This is a genomic window from Microvirga solisilvae (assembly GCF_022808595.1).
In the GTDB taxonomy this organism is placed as follows: Bacteria; Pseudomonadota; Alphaproteobacteria; order Rhizobiales; family Beijerinckiaceae; genus Microvirga; species Microvirga solisilvae.
Genome location: NZ_JAKUCN010000003.1, coordinates 431,920 through 448,060, shown reverse-complemented (window position 1 = coordinate 448,060; position 16,141 = coordinate 431,920). Strand labels below are relative to the sequence as shown.

14 protein-coding genes are annotated in these 16,141 nt (G+C 58.0%); 8 read left to right on the top strand and 6 right to left on the bottom strand.

The annotated features are described in order from the left end of the window. The first annotated feature begins 7 nt into the window (after positions 1-7). Entirely contained in the window at positions 8-1,543 is a 1,536-nt protein-coding gene (locus tag MJ639_RS09375) for a UxaA family hydrolase (RefSeq protein ID WP_423790772.1), read from the top strand. A gap of 61 nt (positions 1,544-1,604) precedes the next feature. Then, positions 1,605-2,801, top strand: a complete 1,197-nt coding sequence (uxuA, locus tag MJ639_RS09370) for a mannonate dehydratase (protein ID WP_243370657.1) — start codon at positions 1,605-1,607, stop codon at positions 2,799-2,801. A 212-nt stretch (positions 2,802-3,013) separates the two neighbouring features. Here the strand turns inward: uxuA and MJ639_RS09365 are convergent, their stop codons facing one another. Beyond that, positions 3,014-3,472 carry an HU family DNA-binding protein gene (locus MJ639_RS09365; protein WP_341482642.1) on the bottom strand — a complete coding sequence of 153 codons (459 nt, stop codon included), beginning with the start codon at positions 3,470-3,472 and terminating at the stop codon, positions 3,014-3,016. 242 nt (positions 3,473-3,714) lie between these two features. Further along, positions 3,715-4,965, bottom strand: coding sequence for a M24 family metallopeptidase (locus MJ639_RS09360; RefSeq protein WP_243370654.1), 1,251 nt, complete (start codon positions 4,963-4,965; stop codon positions 3,715-3,717). Between the two features lie 300 nt (positions 4,966-5,265). On the opposite strand from MJ639_RS09360, the gene MJ639_RS09355 reads away from it, so the two are divergent. The 6 genes from MJ639_RS09355 to MJ639_RS09330 all read left to right on the top strand — a co-directional run bounded on the left by MJ639_RS09355 (position 5,266) and on the right by MJ639_RS09330 (position 12,241). Further along, a complete protein-coding gene (locus MJ639_RS09355) occupies positions 5,266-6,801 on the top strand; it encodes a UbiA family prenyltransferase (RefSeq protein WP_341482641.1) in 1,536 nt (511 codons plus the stop codon). Positions 6,802-6,878: 77 nt separating this feature from the next. Then, positions 6,879-7,271 (top strand): GtrA family protein, encoded by a 393-nt coding sequence (locus MJ639_RS09350; RefSeq protein WP_243370652.1) that lies wholly within the window; start codon positions 6,879-6,881, stop codon positions 7,269-7,271. Beyond that, positions 7,268-8,602, top strand: a complete 1,335-nt coding sequence (locus MJ639_RS09345; RefSeq protein WP_243370649.1) for an FAD-binding protein — start codon at positions 7,268-7,270, stop codon at positions 8,600-8,602. The genes MJ639_RS09350 and MJ639_RS09345 overlap by 4 nt, the downstream gene beginning before the upstream one ends. Continuing rightward, positions 8,602-9,348, top strand: a complete 747-nt coding sequence (locus MJ639_RS09340) for an SDR family oxidoreductase (RefSeq protein ID WP_243370646.1) — start codon at positions 8,602-8,604, stop codon at positions 9,346-9,348. The genes MJ639_RS09345 and MJ639_RS09340 overlap by 1 nt, the downstream gene beginning before the upstream one ends. 23 nt (positions 9,349-9,371) lie before the next feature. After that, the gene (locus MJ639_RS09335; protein WP_243370640.1) at positions 9,372-10,943 is read left to right on the top strand and encodes a hypothetical protein; all 1,572 of its coding nucleotides are present in this window, start codon (positions 9,372-9,374) and stop codon (positions 10,941-10,943) included. A gap of 116 nt (positions 10,944-11,059) precedes the next feature. Next, positions 11,060-12,241 (top strand): YihY/virulence factor BrkB family protein, encoded by a 1,182-nt coding sequence (locus MJ639_RS09330; RefSeq protein WP_243370638.1) that lies wholly within the window; start codon positions 11,060-11,062, stop codon positions 12,239-12,241. 117 nt (positions 12,242-12,358) lie between these two features. Here MJ639_RS09330 and MJ639_RS09325 read toward each other — a convergent pair whose 3' ends face one another. From MJ639_RS09325 to MJ639_RS09310, 4 genes are all read right to left on the bottom strand, one after another. Then, positions 12,359-12,643, bottom strand: coding sequence for a hypothetical protein (locus tag MJ639_RS09325; protein ID WP_243370636.1), 285 nt, complete (start codon positions 12,641-12,643; stop codon positions 12,359-12,361). Between the two features lie 79 nt (positions 12,644-12,722). Next, positions 12,723-13,184, bottom strand: a complete 462-nt coding sequence (locus MJ639_RS09320) for a hypothetical protein (protein ID WP_243370633.1) — start codon at positions 13,182-13,184, stop codon at positions 12,723-12,725. 95 nt (positions 13,185-13,279) lie between these two features. Then, positions 13,280-14,824, bottom strand: a complete 1,545-nt coding sequence (locus MJ639_RS09315) for a SpoVR family protein (protein WP_243370629.1) — start codon at positions 14,822-14,824, stop codon at positions 13,280-13,282. Beyond that, complete coding sequence (locus MJ639_RS09310) at positions 14,821-16,116, bottom strand: YeaH/YhbH family protein (RefSeq protein ID WP_243370626.1); 1,296 nt, start codon at positions 16,114-16,116, stop codon at positions 14,821-14,823. Before MJ639_RS09310 ends, MJ639_RS09315 begins: the two co-directional genes overlap by 4 nt. Positions 16,117-16,141: the final 25 nt, after the last annotated feature.

Here is a 16,141-nt window from a genome sequence, read left to right as displayed (position 1 = left end):
GGATGGAATGATGTTGGACAAACCTGCTCTGTCGCCGCGCAGCGTGCGCCTGAGCGAGAGCGACAAGCTGGTTGTCGCCGTCGATCCCATCATGCCCGGCACAACTCTCCATGGTGTGACAGTCAAGGATCGAATTCCGCGCGGCCACAAGATGGCGATTGCCCCGGTCGCTCAAGGAGAGCCCATCCTCAAGTTCGGCCAGATCATCGGCTTCGCCTCGAAGCCGGTTGCGCCCGGGGAGTGGCTTCACGAGCACAATATGGAGATGCACGCCTTCTCGCGCGATTATCATTTCGCGGAAGATGCGAAGACAGAAGAGATCCTTTCTGTAGAATTGCAGGCGACCTTCCAGGGCTTTCGCCGCGCCAACGGCAAGGTTGGAACGCGCAACTACCTTGCGATCCTCACCAGCGTGAACTGCTCGGCCTCCGTTGCCCGTTTCATCGCGCGAGAGGTCGAACGGTCGGGATTGCTCGACGCCTATCCCAACATCGACGGTGTCATTCCCCTCGTTCACGGCACCGGCTGCGGCATGGATCAGAAGGGCGATGGCGCTGATATTCTCAAGCGCACGCAATGGGGCTATGCCTCCAATCCCAACATGGCCGGCGTGCTGATGGTGGGCCTGGGCTGTGAAGTCTTCCAGATCGACCGCTGGAAAGAGCTTTATAATATCAAGGAGAGTGACACGTTCCGCTCTCTGACAATCCAGGATACGGGAGGCACGAGAAAATCCGTCGAAGCAGGCGTAGCGGCGATCCGTGACATGCTGCCTCTGGCCAACAAAGCGCGGCGAGAGACTGTGCCTGCATCGGAGCTGATGCTGGCTCTGCAATGCGGCGGCTCGGACGGTTATTCGGGCATCACCGCCAATCCGGCACTCGGCTCCGCCGTTGATCTTCTGGTGCGCCATGGCGGAACAGCCATCCTGTCGGAGACGCCGGAGATCTATGGAGCAGAACATCTTCTCACCCGCCGCGCGGCCACACGCGAGATCGGCGAGAAACTCGTCGAGCTGATCGCATGGTGGGAGGACTATACCGCCCGCAATCGTGGCGAGATGAACAACAACCCGTCTCCAGGCAATAAGGCCGGTGGTCTCACAACCATTCTTGAGAAGTCCCTCGGCGCAGCCGCGAAGGGCGGCACGACCACGCTCAATGGGGTTTACCGCTATGCGGAGCCGGTGACGGCGAAGGGCTTCGTGTTCATGGACACGCCCGGCTACGATCCAGTCTCGGCAACGGGACAGGTTGCGGGGGGCGCGAATGTTCTTTGCTTCACGACCGGGCGCGGCTCGGCCTATGGCTGCAAACCCACGCCCTCAATCAAGCTTGCGACCAACAGCGACATCTATCGTCGCATGATCGACGACATGGACATCAATTGCGGCGACACTCTCGATGGCGTCTCAATTGTCGAAAAGGGACAGGAGATCTTCGAGACCATTCTCAAGATCGCCTCGGGCGAGCGCTCCAAGTCTGAGCTTCTCGGCTATGGCGACGCCGAGTTCCTGCCCTGGCAGGTCGGCGCGGTGATGTAAGGCCAGACATATTTTAACGAAAGCCGGCGGCGGATCGGCTTCATCTTGCGAGGAGAGACCCATGGAACAGACCTGGCGCTGGTTCGGCCCCGATGATGCGGTCAAGCTTCCGGATATCCGCCAGACCGGTGCGACGGGCATCGTTACCGCCCTGCATCACGTTCCTTATGGAGTCGTCTGGACTGTAGAAGAGATCGAGGCGCGCAAGTCGCAGATCGCCGCAGATCCGACATTGGGTCTACGGTGGAGCGTCGTGGAGAGCCTGCCGATTCATGAAAGCATCAAGATCGGCGAAGGGAATCTCACACCATACTTCGACAACTACCGTCAATCTCTGCGCAATCTCGCGCAATGCGGCATCACCACCGTGTGCTACAATTTCATGCCGGTGGTGGATTGGACCCGCACAGAACTCGCTCATCCCCTCCCCGGCGGTGGTACGGCCCTTCGCTTTAACTTGCATGAATTCGCGGCCTTCGATTGCTTCATGTTGCAGCGGCCTGGAGCGGATGCAGAGTTTTCATCCGAGACCCTGGCGCGCGCAACGGAATGGTATGAGCGTTCGTCCGAAACTGATCGCCGCAAGCTCCTCAACAACATCATGGCGGGCCTGCCCGGCGCCTATGATCGCTACGACATTCCGGGACTTCGCGTGATGCTCGACCGCTATCGCGGCATCGACCGGGATGCGCTGCGCGCCAATCTCGCGCGCTTCCTGCGCGAGGTGATTCCAACGGCGGAGGAGGTCGGAATCCGGATGTGCATCCATCCCGACGACCCACCGCGCTCGCTCATGGGACTGCCGCGTATTGTCTCCAACGAGGAGGATATTGCGTTCATTCTTGATGCGGTCGACTCTCCCGCCAACGGCCTCACCATCTGCAGCGGCTCGCTCGGTGCTGGTGCTGCCAACGACGTTCCCGGCATCGCCGAGCGCTTTGCCGAACGCATCTGGTTTGCCCATTTGCGCAATGTCGCCAAAGATCCGGACGGCTCCTTCATGGAGGCGGATCATCTTGGAGGTGATACCGACATGGTTGCGGTTGTCACCACACTGCTGGAGGAGCAGAAGCGTCGCAAGGATGCGGGCGATCCCCGGTGGAGGATCCCGATGCGCCCCGATCACGGCCACGAATTGCTGGACGATGTGGGCAAGCCCACTCATCCCGGCTATCCGGCCATCGGCCGCCTAAAGGGGCTGGCTGAGCTGCGAGGAGTGATGAAGGCCGTATCGACGCTTCGCGACCTACCGCTTTGACGGCATAGCAATCGAGCCGCTGGCCTTATCGAAGTCAGTCGTCGAATGTTACTAAGCTGGGAATTGTTATGACGCCGCTCAAGCGGCTAAGGAGCGGCTGACTTTTCCATCCCTGGAGAAATCTGTGTCAGGGAGCGGCCGATCGCGAGAAAAGCACTAGGGCTTGAAAAGAACAGTGGCGCGGCATTGTCATACCGCGCCACTGGAAAGTCTTAGATGGATTCCTTGAGGTCCTTGGCGGCCCGGAAGGCAATCTTCTTCGAAGCCTTGATCTTCACAGGCTCGCCCGTCTGCGGGTTGCGGCCCATGCGAGCGGCGCGCTTGCGCACCTGCAGGATGCCGAGGCCGCTCAAGCGGATCTTGTCGCCCTTCTTCAGGCTCTTGGCGATGATCTCGACGATCTGAGTCATCATCTCGTTGGCCTGGCGCTTCGGGAGCTCGTGCATCTCGGAGAGCGTCTCTGCGATGTTGCGCAGGGTCAGGATGCCGTTCGACGAAGCAGCGGCCTTCACCGGCTTCTTGACGGCCTTCACGGCAGCCTTGGCAGTCGTCTTCTTGGCTGCGGGCTTCTTGGCAGCAGCCTTGGCGGCCGGCTTCTTGGCAGCCTTGGATGCGGTCTTGGTTGCTGCGGCCTTACGAGCCGGAGCCTTCTTGGTTGCAGTCTTCGCCACTGGAAACTCCTTTTACGAAGTCATGAACGGAAAGGTTCGGATTAACTGTATCAGTAATAACGGATAAAGTTCCAAGCCGTCAAAACCCTGTTTCCACAAGGTAAAAGCGCAGAAACCGGCACCAGCCTTCATCTTTTTGCAAATACCTCAGGCTTTGGCCGCACAACAGCTGACAAAACGTTTGTAGTCCGACCATACACCAACAGCGTTTTCATAGGCATAAAAGAAGGCTGGAAGGTTATCTATCGCGCCTTACTCAGGTCGATAAGGTCCCGTGGTAGAGCGTTCATGACCTCGATACCATCCTCAGTAACGAGGAGCTGATCTTCGATCATGAGAGCGCCGACACCTTTGGCATAGAAGGGGGTCTCAAGCGCCAGCACCATCCCCGGTTCGATGATTTCATTGTTGCCGGCCGAGATGAACGGCCACTCCTCCATGCCGACATTCGCACCGACCGCGTGCCCGAAATGACCGCGATGATATTCCGCAAAGCCTGCGGCACGCATTTCACCGAGAACCGCGGCATGAACCGAGCCGAATGTCGCGCCGGGTCGCATGGCGGCCAATCCCGCGGTAAAAGCCGCTTCGAGGGCCGCAAAGACATCCTGAGCGATGGGCGTCGGCGTCCCGAAGGAGAATGTGCGCGCCGTATCGGATGAGTAGCCGTCGATGAGACAGCCCACATCCGCCTTGATAATCGAGCCATCTTCCACAACACCAGTCAGGCTCCATGGATCGTTGCCGACGGAAATGAAGTCCCAATGTCCCGTCAGATTGACAATCCCGGAGGCTTCAGCCGTTTGCTTTACCCCCGTGCGCCAAGTGTCCGACAGTTGCTTGACCGTGGTTCCGCCAGTGACGGCTTGGATCATGTGCCGCAAGCCCTCCTCGGCCAAATGACATGCCAGTCGCAACCTCTCAATCTCCGCAGATGACTTGATAGCGCGGAGCCGCTGAACGATGCCGGACCCATCCACCCATTCGATATCGGGAATGGCGCTGGTCAAATTCCTGAAGTCGGCAAGCGGCAGGAAATCGAAATCGACGCCGATCCGGGCCTTGGCCAATCCCCTCTCCGTCAGCACATCGCGCAACAGGCCAATCGCCACAGCAGGATCAAAGCTCTCGGGTCGTGGGTGAACGAGGCCCTGCTCGCGATAGGCACGTGTCACCCTGTCCGCCGTGGAACTCCCATCCGACAACGCTGAGAGATCGACCATGTCGATCCAGATGCGGTGCTCCCTGACATCGAGCCCGGAATCAAGCCGCCGCAGCGCGGGAGCAGCCATGTCGGAGGCGATGGCCGCAAGCCTCTCATCCGGGCTCTGTGGCACAATGGCAATGGCTGCTCCCGCCCGCCGCCACATGGTAGCGACCCCGCCGGGAGCGCCTGTCGCATAGTTGAAATTCTCAGGCTGGAACAACACGAGGGCATCAATGCCCTGGCTTTTCATCAGGCTCTGAGCACGAATGCGGTCGAGATCGGACATGGCGAGACACTCCTGCATCGTGACTTGAGAGCTTAAGGCGGTGCAAGGCAGTTCCTGTGCCATGGACAACCTTAAAGACGCAATGCCCCTTTGAGGCGGTACCAGGTAGGCGATCGCTACCCCTTAGAGCCTCGAATGAACCTCAAGAGCGGTCCGATTTACAATATTACAAAGCTCTGTCATTCCTTGGCATGCACCTTGTCTCGGCTGTTTCCGCGGCATGAACTCAGCAAGGGCTTGCACCCATTTGGTTAATCGCTTGTTTGTATGATGGCATTTCACTTGTAGAGGCATGGGCTCGTGGCACATTCCAAATTGAACCAGCCCCTTTCCGAGAGCGGCGCCTCAAGCGGCGGCGCTCTGCACGACCCTCACGAGAGCGCATTGGTCATGCCTCTGGACAGCGCCTCATTGACCCAAGCCAGAAGCCGACCTCTGGTCGTCGATCTCGATGGCACCCTCATTGCATCCGATCTCCTCATCGAAGCGGCTTTCTCCGAGCTTGGCCGACGCCCTCAAGCCTTGGTCGAAATGCTGTCTGCACTGAAAAGCGGCAAGGCTGCCCTCAAGCACCGGTTGTCGGAGCCTGTCGATTTCGATCCAGGCACCCTGCCCTATGATCCCGAAGTTCTGGCGTTCATCCGTCAGGCCAAGGCAGAGGGCAGTTCAGTTTACCTGGCTTCCGCTAGTCATGAAAAGCTCGTGAGCCGCATCGCCGATCACCTTGGAATTTTCGATGGTTGGTTCGCCTCGAACGAAACGGTGAACCTTGCTGGAGAAAAGAAGGCGGGGCAATTAGTAGAGGTCTTTGGAGCGCGCGGCTTTGACTATGTCGGCAACGATGCGGCAGACCTCCCCGTCTGGAAGAACGCCGCTCGGGCCATCGCCATTCGAGCTCCCGCAGGTGTACGCAAGGAGCTTCTTTCCAGTGACACGCCGGTGGAGCACCTTTCACACGCCCGCCCCACTTGGCGCACCTGGGCCAGAATGCTGCGCGTGCATCAATATGCCAAGAATGCCCTGGTCTTCATTCCGCTTCTGACCTCTCACCACTTGACGCTTGATACCATTGGCAGCGCACTGGCGGCTTTCGTCGCCTTCTCGCTCTGCGCCTCGAGCATCTACATCCTCAACGATCTGGTCGATCTGCAGGATGACCGCCGTCATCGCAGCAAGTGCCGGCGGCCTCTGGCCTGCGGCGCCATCCCCCTCATGCACGGGATTATGGCGATACCCATTCTGTTTCTGGGAGCACTGGCCGTGGCGGCCGCGCTCTCACTGCCATTCCTTGGGGTATTGCTCGGTTATTTCGCTCTGACGACAGCCTATTCTTTCGCCCTCAAGCGCCTGATGGTCATCGACGTCATCACGCTCGCCGGCCTCTATTCAATCCGTGTCTTCGGAGGCGCGGTTGCGACGAATGTCGTGGTTTCGGAATGGCTTCTGGCCTTCTGTATGATGATTTTCATGTCCCTGGCGCTCATCAAGCGCTATGTGGAAATCGCAGCCCGGCGCGATGCAAACCTGCCCGACCCAAGCGGCCGCGACTACAAGAACAGCGACCTGGACGTCGTTGCTGCCCTCGCCGCCGGAGCGGGCCTCAATGCGGTTACGGTGTTTACGCTGTATATCTCCAGTGAAACGGTGAAAAGGCTCTACACGCATCCGAAGGTTCTCTGGCTCGTCGCGCCTCTCCTTATGTACTGGATCGCACGAACGCTCCTTCTGGCGAGCCGCCGCCAAATGGACGACGACCCCGTTGTCTTCGCCATCAAGGACAAGGTCAGTCTGGGGATCGTGGCTCTCACGGGCCTTCTCATGCTTGCCGCGGTCTGATCATGTCGATGCCCCAGCCCCATCATGATGAGAGATCTGTGCGGGCACACGCACAATCGGATAGCAGCTCCTTTGCGATGTTCGTGCGCTATGTACTCTTCGCCATTCTTGCGACGCTGACCAATCTTCTGGCGCAGGAGGCGACCATCCGTCTGTCGCCGATCGCGCCCCTGACCTTGTCGATCCTGGTGGGCACAGTGGCCGGATTCATCCTCAAATACCTGCTCGATAAGAAGTGGGTGTTCGGCGACAGCTACGACGGACACAGGCAGGAATTGCAGAAGATCACCCTTTATGGCGCATTCAGCGTGCTGACCACCCTGATCTTCTGGGGTTTTGAAATCGTATTCTGGATGCTCTGGAGAACGGATTTTGCCAAATATACCGGTGCCGTTCTGGGACTCGCGATCGGCTATGCAGCAAAATTCGTGCTCGACCGAAGCTTCGTGTTCAAGGAGCGGCGAGCATGACCGAGTTCTTCGGTTGGGGCCGTTATCCCCGCTATCCGTCGGATGTGCTCGATCCTACATCTCCCTCCGAACTGCCCTCACTGATGGCCAGCCACACCGGATTGGTGGCGCGGGGCAATGGACGCGCCTATGGCGACGCGGCCATCGGTGAGAAGACCACCATAGTCACCCGCGCCCTGGATCGCATTCGCGCATTCGATCCGGCAACGGGTCGCATTCGCGCGGAAGCAGGACTTCTTCTCTCCGACCTTCTGGAAGCCATGGCGCCGCGAGGCTTTTTCCCGCCTGTCGTGCCGGGCACGAAGTTCGTCACCATCGGCGGCATGATCGCCTCGGACGTTCACGGCAAGAACCATCATAGAGACGGTGGCTTCGGTGATCACGTGGAGTCGCTCACCCTGGCACTGCCCAGCGGGGACGTCGTGAATTGCTCCAGAGAGGAGAATGCAGAGCTTCTTTCCGCCACTATCGGCGGCATGGGACTGACGGGCACGATCATAGATGCGACGTTCCGACTGCGTCGCATCGAAACCGGATGGATGCGGCAGACAACCATCGCCGCTGCTAATCTGGAGGAAGCTCTCAAAGCGCTGCGGGAGACGAACAACGCGGCCTATTCCGTCGCCTGGATCGACTGCTTGGCCCGAGGCCGATCCATGGGTCGCGCTCTGATCTTCGCAGCAGAGCATGCAACCATGCAGGATATTGACGCCCTTCGTCCCGGAGCGGAGCGGTTCGCGCCTTCGAAGGCCGGGCGCCTGTCCATCCCCTTCGACCTGCCCTCGTTGACCCTCAACCGCCTTTCGGTTGCAGCCTTCAATGAAATCTATTTCCGCAGCGGGTCTCTAAAGGCAGGATATCCCTTCCTTGTGCATTGGAATCCCTATTTCTTCCCTCTCGATGGAATTGGTGCCTGGAACCGCATCTACGGGCCCGGCGGATTTCTGCAGTATCAGTGCGTCATACCCGCCAAGCATGCGGATATAGCCCTAAACACCATCCTTGATCGCATCTCGCATCGGGGCATCGCCTCTTTCCTCGCGGTCCTCAAACAGATGGGGCCAAGCCACGGCGACATCTCGTTCCCGATGGATGGATTTACGCTGGCCCTGGATATGCCCATCAATGACACGGTTCTCGCCCTGCTCAACGAACTCGACAAAATCGTCGTTGAATTCGGGGGCAGGCTCTATCTCGCGAAGGATACCAGGCAATCGCCTGCAACCTTTGAAGCTGGCTATCCCAACCTGTCCCGCTTCCGCGATCTGAGGCGGGCAATCAGGGCTTCCGACCGCATTTCATCTCGTCTCTCACTCAGGCTCGGCATCTGATGACAACATCACCTAAAACTCTTCTTCTTATTGGCGGAACCTCCGACATCGGGCGGGCGACTGCGCTCTATTACGCTAAAGCAGGATGGCACGTTTTTTTGGCAGCCCGCAGAGAGGACGAGGCGCGCCGCAACGCGGATGACATTGCAGCACGAACCGGCAGCGAGGTGACGACCCACCGGCTCGATATTCTCGACACACAGAGCTTCGAAATCTTCCTCACCGGATTGCCGCAGCTGCCCGATACTGTCGTGTGTGTTGTCGGCGAACTGGGCGATCAGGCATTCGGCCAAAAGGACTCTGCCCACGCCACGCTTCTTCTGCGCACCAATTTCGAAGGCCCTGCCCTTCTTCTCGGCCTGCTCGCCGAGCGCTTTCTCGAGCGGGGCTCAGGCACCATCGTGGGCGTGAGTTCGGTCGCGGGTGATCGCGGCCGCGGCTCCAATTATCTTTATGGATCCGCTAAGGCCGGCTTTTCAGCCTTCCTGTCCGGCTTGCGCAACCGCCTCGCCCCTGCGGGCCTGCGGGTCATCACCGTAAAACCCGGCTTCGTCCGCACCAGAATGACGGCTGGGTTGAAGCTGCCGCCTGTTCTCACAGCGCAAGCCGAAGAAGTCGGGCGCGCCATTTTCAATGCCGCAGAAAAAGGTGGTGGCGACATCATTTACGTACGCCGCATCTGGCGGCCTGTGATGATGGTTATAGGTAATATACCCGAACGCCTCTTTAAACATCTGCGCCTCTAGCGCGGAGGAAGGCCCAGGAGCCGATGAAAGCCTTTGCGGATCGCAGTGTAGCTGTAAAGGCATTCCTGCTCATTGTGGCAGCATCCTGCGCTCTCCTTCTGGCCCTTCCAGGCACGACCATCGTGGCCTCCTACGTGAATGATCTTTTCATCTTTCTCGACGGAGCGCATCGGATAGCATCGGGCCAAGTTCCCAGCCGTGATTTTCACACCCCACTGGGTCCGCTCTCCTTTTACATTCCTGCGATAGGCTATTGGTGGGCTGGGAACATGGGCGGTGCCATGCCATTCGGCATGGCACTTGCTACTCTCTCGCTGTCTCTGCCCCTGGCACATGTCCTGGGTTCTCGCATGCGAGCCGTCATCGCCATTCCTTACGGATTTTTCCTGCTCCTGGTCGTGGCAACACCCATGAATTTGGGAGAAAGCGTCACGGAGCTTTCCTTTGGAATGTTCTACAACCGCATCGGCTGGGCGTCGCTGGGTGTTCTTCTCACGATGTATCTCCAGCCCCTTCAGCCTCGTTCATGGCAAAGCTCATCCGATGCTGTTTGCGCGGCAGTTCTCATCCTCGTGATGCTCTACACCAAAATCACCTATGGAATCGTGGCGATTGCCTTCGTGGTCTTCCTGCTGTTCGACAAGCGGCAGCGTGCTTGGGCAGCGATCTCCCTGGGCCTTACTCTCATAGCCTGCTTCGCCATCGAAGCATTCTGGCATGCGACCTGGGCCTATCTCGAAGATATCAGATTGACCTCCCAGGTGAGTGGACCGCGCCATCTTGCGGACTTCACATCGGCTTTTCTGCGCAATTGGATCGACTATACCCTCCTTGGGCTCTTCATCGCTTTGGTGCTCTGGCGGACCCGAAGCCTGCGCGATCTGATTTTCTTCGGCTTCTGCTGCGTGTCCGGCCTACTGATCCAGATTCAGAATGCCCAGTATTGGGGGATACTCACCATTCATGCCGGCATCGCAGTTGCCGCGGAAATGGTCCTTCGCCAGGAGCAGATGCAGTCATATCAGGAAACCAAGGCTTTCCCGGTTTCAATCGCAGCACCTGCACTTTCGGCGTTGATCGTTCTGCCTGCGCTTCTGCAAAGTTTGGGTGCTTTAGGTTTTCACGCTGCCTTGGGCATCGCGCGGTCAGGAGAAGCATTCGAACTACCTCGGTTCGAGAGCATTAGATTGATCTCTCCATGGCTTTCGGACAGCAGGACCATGATGCATGATTACCTGGAAAGCATCGAGAATGGCGCGCGCATCCTGGAAGGCCTGGAGGTCAAGCCGGGGAAGATCTCCGTGCTGGATTTTTCCAATCCGTTCTCCGCGGGACTGGGTCTTATCCCACCGCGAGGAGACAATGCCTGGCTGCATTGGGGACGCAATCTCGATGCGACCCATTTCATTCCGCCAGAGCAGCTCCTGGCTGACGTCCAGGTGCTGATGATTCCGAAATGGGGCATCAACCCTGCCCCCCTCCTCAAGCTTTACGGGCCTTACCTGGAGGAGGTGTTCGAGCCCTTAACAGAGACGGAAAGCTGGACTGTTTATCGGCGCAAGGAGCAGGAGGTAGCCGATAAGGTGCCTCTTTAGAAAAACAGGCTTCTGTCGATCATGACGCTGAACATTGGAACCGTCGACTCCGCAACGAGGTTTACGCCTTTGCCAAGCCTGTTCGGCTGGCATGTGTGAGAAGAGGTCCAGTCCCCATGGCAAACAACCCAGCCGTTCAGCAAACAGGCTCGTCACAGACCCCATCTGCCATGGCCACGATGGCTGCGGTGGTCGTCGGCTGGGCCCTCGTCAGGCTCGTTGCCGGAGGTGAACGCCAAGCGGCTCCCGCCGCTCGCCGAGCTGCGGCCCCAAGATCAGGTTCCACACAATCGCAACAGGACACAGGCTTTACAGAGAAAGAGCATGCCAACCCTCAGCAAGCCGCTGCGGAAAGAGGACGGGGACGAGAGGCCGATAAGCCTACCGAGATCCCTGCGAAAGGTTGGAAAGACGTTCTCTGGCGTACCTATGAGGAATTCGGAAAAGATCGGATTACGTCCGTGGCGGCAGGCGTTACCTATTATGCGCTGCTGGCGGTCTTCCCGGCCATTGCCGCGCTGGTTTCGATTTATGGTCTCTTCGCCGATCCGGCGACGATTCAGGATCACCTGAATACCATGTCGGGCGTTCTTCCCGGAGGGGCCCTCGAGATCATCGGCGAGCAGGTCAAGCGTATCGCCTCTAAAGGGGGCGGCGCATTAGGCTTCGGCTTCATCTTCGGCCTTGCAATCTCCTTATGGAGCGCAAATGCCGGCATGAAGGCCGTCTTCGACGCCCTCAATATCGTCAATGATGAAGAAGAGAAGCGTAGCTTCGTGCGACTGAACCTCACATCCTTGAGCTTCACCTTCGGCGCGATCCTGTTCATCATCATCGCGCTTTCGGGCATTGTGGTGCTGCCGATCGTCTTCAAGTTCGTCGGTTTGGAGAACAGCATGGAATGGCTGCTTTCCATCTTGCGCTGGCCGGTTCTATTGATCGGCGTCACCCTCGGTCTCTCGCTCGTCTATCGCTTCGGCCCAAGCCGTGACAAGGCCGAGTGGCGTTGGGTTACGCCAGGCGGCCTTATCGCCGCCGTCCTCTGGATTGCCGTGTCCATGCTGTTCTCATGGTATGTGTCCAGTTTCGGCAATTATAACGAAACTTACGGCTCTCTCGGCGCAGTCATCGGCTTCATGACCTGGATCTGGTTGTCGAGTATCATCGTTCTGCTCGGTGCCGAGATCAACGCGGAGATGGAACACCAGACCGTTAAGGATACGACGGAAGGCGCCCATCAGCCTATGGGCGTCCGTGGCGCCAAGATGGCCGATACGGTCGGCGTCGCGAAAGCGTGATAAAACGGTGGGTATATGAGGAAAGGCGCCGATAAGCCGGCGCTTTTTGATCACGACCTTTCGAGACTGTAAAGCTCGCTCATTCAGCTTGCCAGGGCTTCTAAACCCTTACGAGCGTCAATCTTCCAGTGCCTGCCTCTCCGCGACATAGCGCATGCGTGCCGCGCTATCCGGCTCTAGGCCCTGGTCAGCGCACCAGCGCGCGAAAGGCAAAGGCTCGACGAGGATCCTCACGATCTCCAGGCCTGATTGGCGACCAACGCTTTCATTGTTCTCTGCAGCGGCAAGCCACTGATCATAGGTTGGAGCAAGATTATGAGGATCGCTCACCATATTACGAATGCTCGGATAATCCTCACGGGAATACCATGGCAAGGCAATCTTCCGGCCGATACTAGACACTCGCTATTATTCCTGAGTTGAAGAGGTAACGGGCTCTCGCATCCATCAGAGAAGCGAGAGCTCGATACCGGCATGGGATTCAACTCAACAAATAGAGCATTGTGGGAACCGCTGCCACAAGGCTGGCGGACGTGAACAGCATCATGCGATAATCGGGGTTGGCAATGCGGCGGACCTTGCGGGCCGTTACTCCCGCTTCCATGCTCCAGCCATTCATGCACGAGCAAAGGAGACGATGTGCCGACCGCTCGGAGAGGTCGAAGTATTCCATGGCGTCGCCCAACCTGTCTCCTTTGAGACCATCGGCCCGCAGAATCGGGTCTTCATAGGCGATTGTGATAGGGGATTCATCCGACCTTAGCTCGGGCCTCTTTTCCTCCGGCGTAAATTCGATCTCGCCCAGGGAGCGCAGACGTCGTTTCGGCTGGCGCTCCAACACTTCCGCCCAGCGCTCGAGACGCTCTTTCCGGGACAGGAAACCTTGCTTGAACTCAAGTACCTCAGCAACGCCACGCAGTGTCTCTACAGGCTTATGTTCCATCGGTATTCTCCGCTAAGGGAGCCGGCCCTGAAGGCAAGGCCAAGCCCTAGGAAAGTGATGATGAAACGAATCGTAGGCTTTTTTGCGTCAACGCTTCAAAAGAGGGTTTCGTGCGGGTGAGCGACATGCTCATGGAAGATAGCACCCGTGGAGGATTCCACCTCTTTCAGCACCACGTCATAGCCCCATAGATTTGCGATCATCTGCAGCACGCGCTGCGCGTCGTCCTTATGCAGCAGGGTCCGGTTGAGGACCTGATGATGCAGGATGAGACGCCGGTCTCCGGCAAGATCGACATCGACCACCTGAATATCCGGATCACTCCAGCCGACATCATAGTGCCGTGACAGGGACCGACGCAGACGGCGATAGCCACGCTCGTCGTGGATCGCTTCGATCACCAACTCCGGGCGATCAGGGTCGTCGACCAGATGAAAGAGCCGCCATTGCCGCATGAGATGCGGACTCAAATATTGCGAGATGAAGCTCTCGTCCCGATAATTGGCCCAGATGCTGCGCAGAACCCCCATGGCATCGTCGCAGCCTGCGATATCTGGGAACCAGTCCTTATCCTCAGCTGTCGGCTGCGTGCAGATACGCTCGATGTCCTGCATCATCCCGAAGCCGAGGGCATAGGGATTGATCCCGCCATAATGCGGATCGTCATATTCAGGCTGGCGGGTGACATTCGTATGTGATTGCAGAAACTCGAGGAAGGATCCATCGCTGATCCGCCCTGTCTCATGCAGCCGCGTCATGATGCGATAATGGCAGTAGGTAGCGCAACCCTCGTTCATCACCTTCGTCTGACGCTGCGGATAGAAGTACTGCGCAATCTGGCGGACAATTCGCAGGATCTCCCTTTGCCAAGGCTGAAGCCGTGGCGCAGACTTTTCAAGAAAGTAAAGGATGTTTTCCTGCGGTAGCTCCAACAGAGCGCGCCGACGCTCATCGCTGATCACCGCCTTCGGCGCCCCTCCTTTGGAAGGAACTGTCCGCCAGAGATCGTTGAAGGTCTGCTCCCGGTGGATTTGCCGTTCACGTTCTCTTTTCTCTTCAGAACGCAGGTCTGGCCTTTTCTTGCGCGGGTAACGGTGGACTCCGTGCGACATGAGCGCATGAGCTGCATCGAGAACCTTCTCAACCGCGTTCTGGCCGTAACGCTCTTCGCAACGAACGATGTAGCTCTTTGCAAATTCGAGGTAATCGAGGATGCCGTCAGCATCCGTCCATTCCTTGAAGAGATAGTTGTTCTTGAAGAAATGATTATGGCCGAAAGCCGCATGCGCGATCACCAGCGTTTGCATCGTCGCCGTGTTTTCCTCCATGATGTAGGAGATACACGGGTTCGAGTTGATGACGATCTCGTAAGCCAATCCCATCAGGCCTTGCCTATAGCTCGCCTCGTGGGTCGCGAAGTGTTTGCCGAAGGACCAGTGCTTATAAAACAGCGGCATGCCGATGGAAGCATAGGCATCGAGCATCTGTTCGGCTGTAATCACCTCGATCTGATTGGGATAGACATCAAGCCCCAGCTCGCCGACGGCAATATCTTCAATCGCGTCATAGACACGCTGGATCGCTCCGAAATCCCAATCCGCCCCATGGAAGAGAAGTTTGTCTTTCCCTGTCAGACTCATGGTGCTCTTGCCTCTGCATCCCGCCGCCGGAAGAGCTCACGGAAGACAGGATAAATCTCACGTCGGTGATTGACCTTGCGCATGGCGATATTGGCGCCGTCATCCAACAGCGCTTCATAGGTCTGCCAGAGTGCCGTCTTGTGATTGATGAAACCTGCCTGCATCCGATCATGATCGCTGCCGACCTCAAGATAAGCATAATATTGGCAGGCTGGCAGGATCACATCCCGCAGGAGAGCCGCACTCGTTGCGCCGTCGTTCGGGGAATTGTCTCCATCAGAAGCCTGAGCCGCGTAGATATTCCAATTCTCTGGCGGATAGCGTTCCGTGACAATCCGCTCCATCTCCCGCAGCGCGGAGGAGACTACCGTCCCACCCGTTTCAGGCGAGTGGAAGAAAGTATCTTCGTCAACTTCCTTCGCCTCGTGCGTGTGACGGATGAAGACGATCTCCACATGCTTGTAGCGGCGCGTCAGGAAGATATAGAGCAGCATGTAGAACCGCTTGGCCAGGTCCTTCATGTGCTCGGTCATGGATCCTGAAACATCCATGAGGCAGAACATGACGGCTTGAGCGACCGGCCGCGAAACCGGCTCGAAGCGCCGATAGCGCAGATCGACCGGGTCGATATATGGGAATTGCTTTGTCCGATTTTGCAAGCGCTCAAGCTCTTCACGCAGCACAGTCAGCTTCTCGCTCTCCCCCTCCTTCTCAAGAAGCGCAATGTCCTCTTCAATCTTCGCCAGCTCGGCGGGCTTCGGTCGACGCATGGCGATGCGCCGAGAGAGGGCGTTACGCATGGAGCGCAGCAAAGCGAGATTGATGGGAGAGCCGGTAACGGAGTATCCGGCGCGCCGCATGCCCTGAACTTCCACCGTCGCCAGACGGCGCTTGGCGAGATCTGGCAGTTCCAGATCCTCAAGAAACAGATCGAGGAATTCCTCTCGGCTCAGGGCGAAACGGAAATCATCCTCACCTTCACCGTTATTACCTGCGGAAGAACCTCCGCCACCTCCCGGGGGACGATCGATCGTATCGCCCTCGATGAAGCGTTTGTTTCCGGGGAGAATATGGTTGTTCACCCCTCCTTCGCCGGACCGGCGGAAGCTCGGTTCACGGACACCGTCTGCTGGAATGGAGACCTCACCTCCCCGCTCAAGGTCGGTGATGTCGCGATCTCCCGCCGTCTGACGCACGGCTCGCTGGATCTGCGCTTTGGCACGGCGAAGAAAGCGTTGGCGATTGGCAAGACTCTTGCCGCCTGGATTGAGGCGTCTGTCGATGATGTACATAGGAACGCCCGCTTCGCCTCCGTTC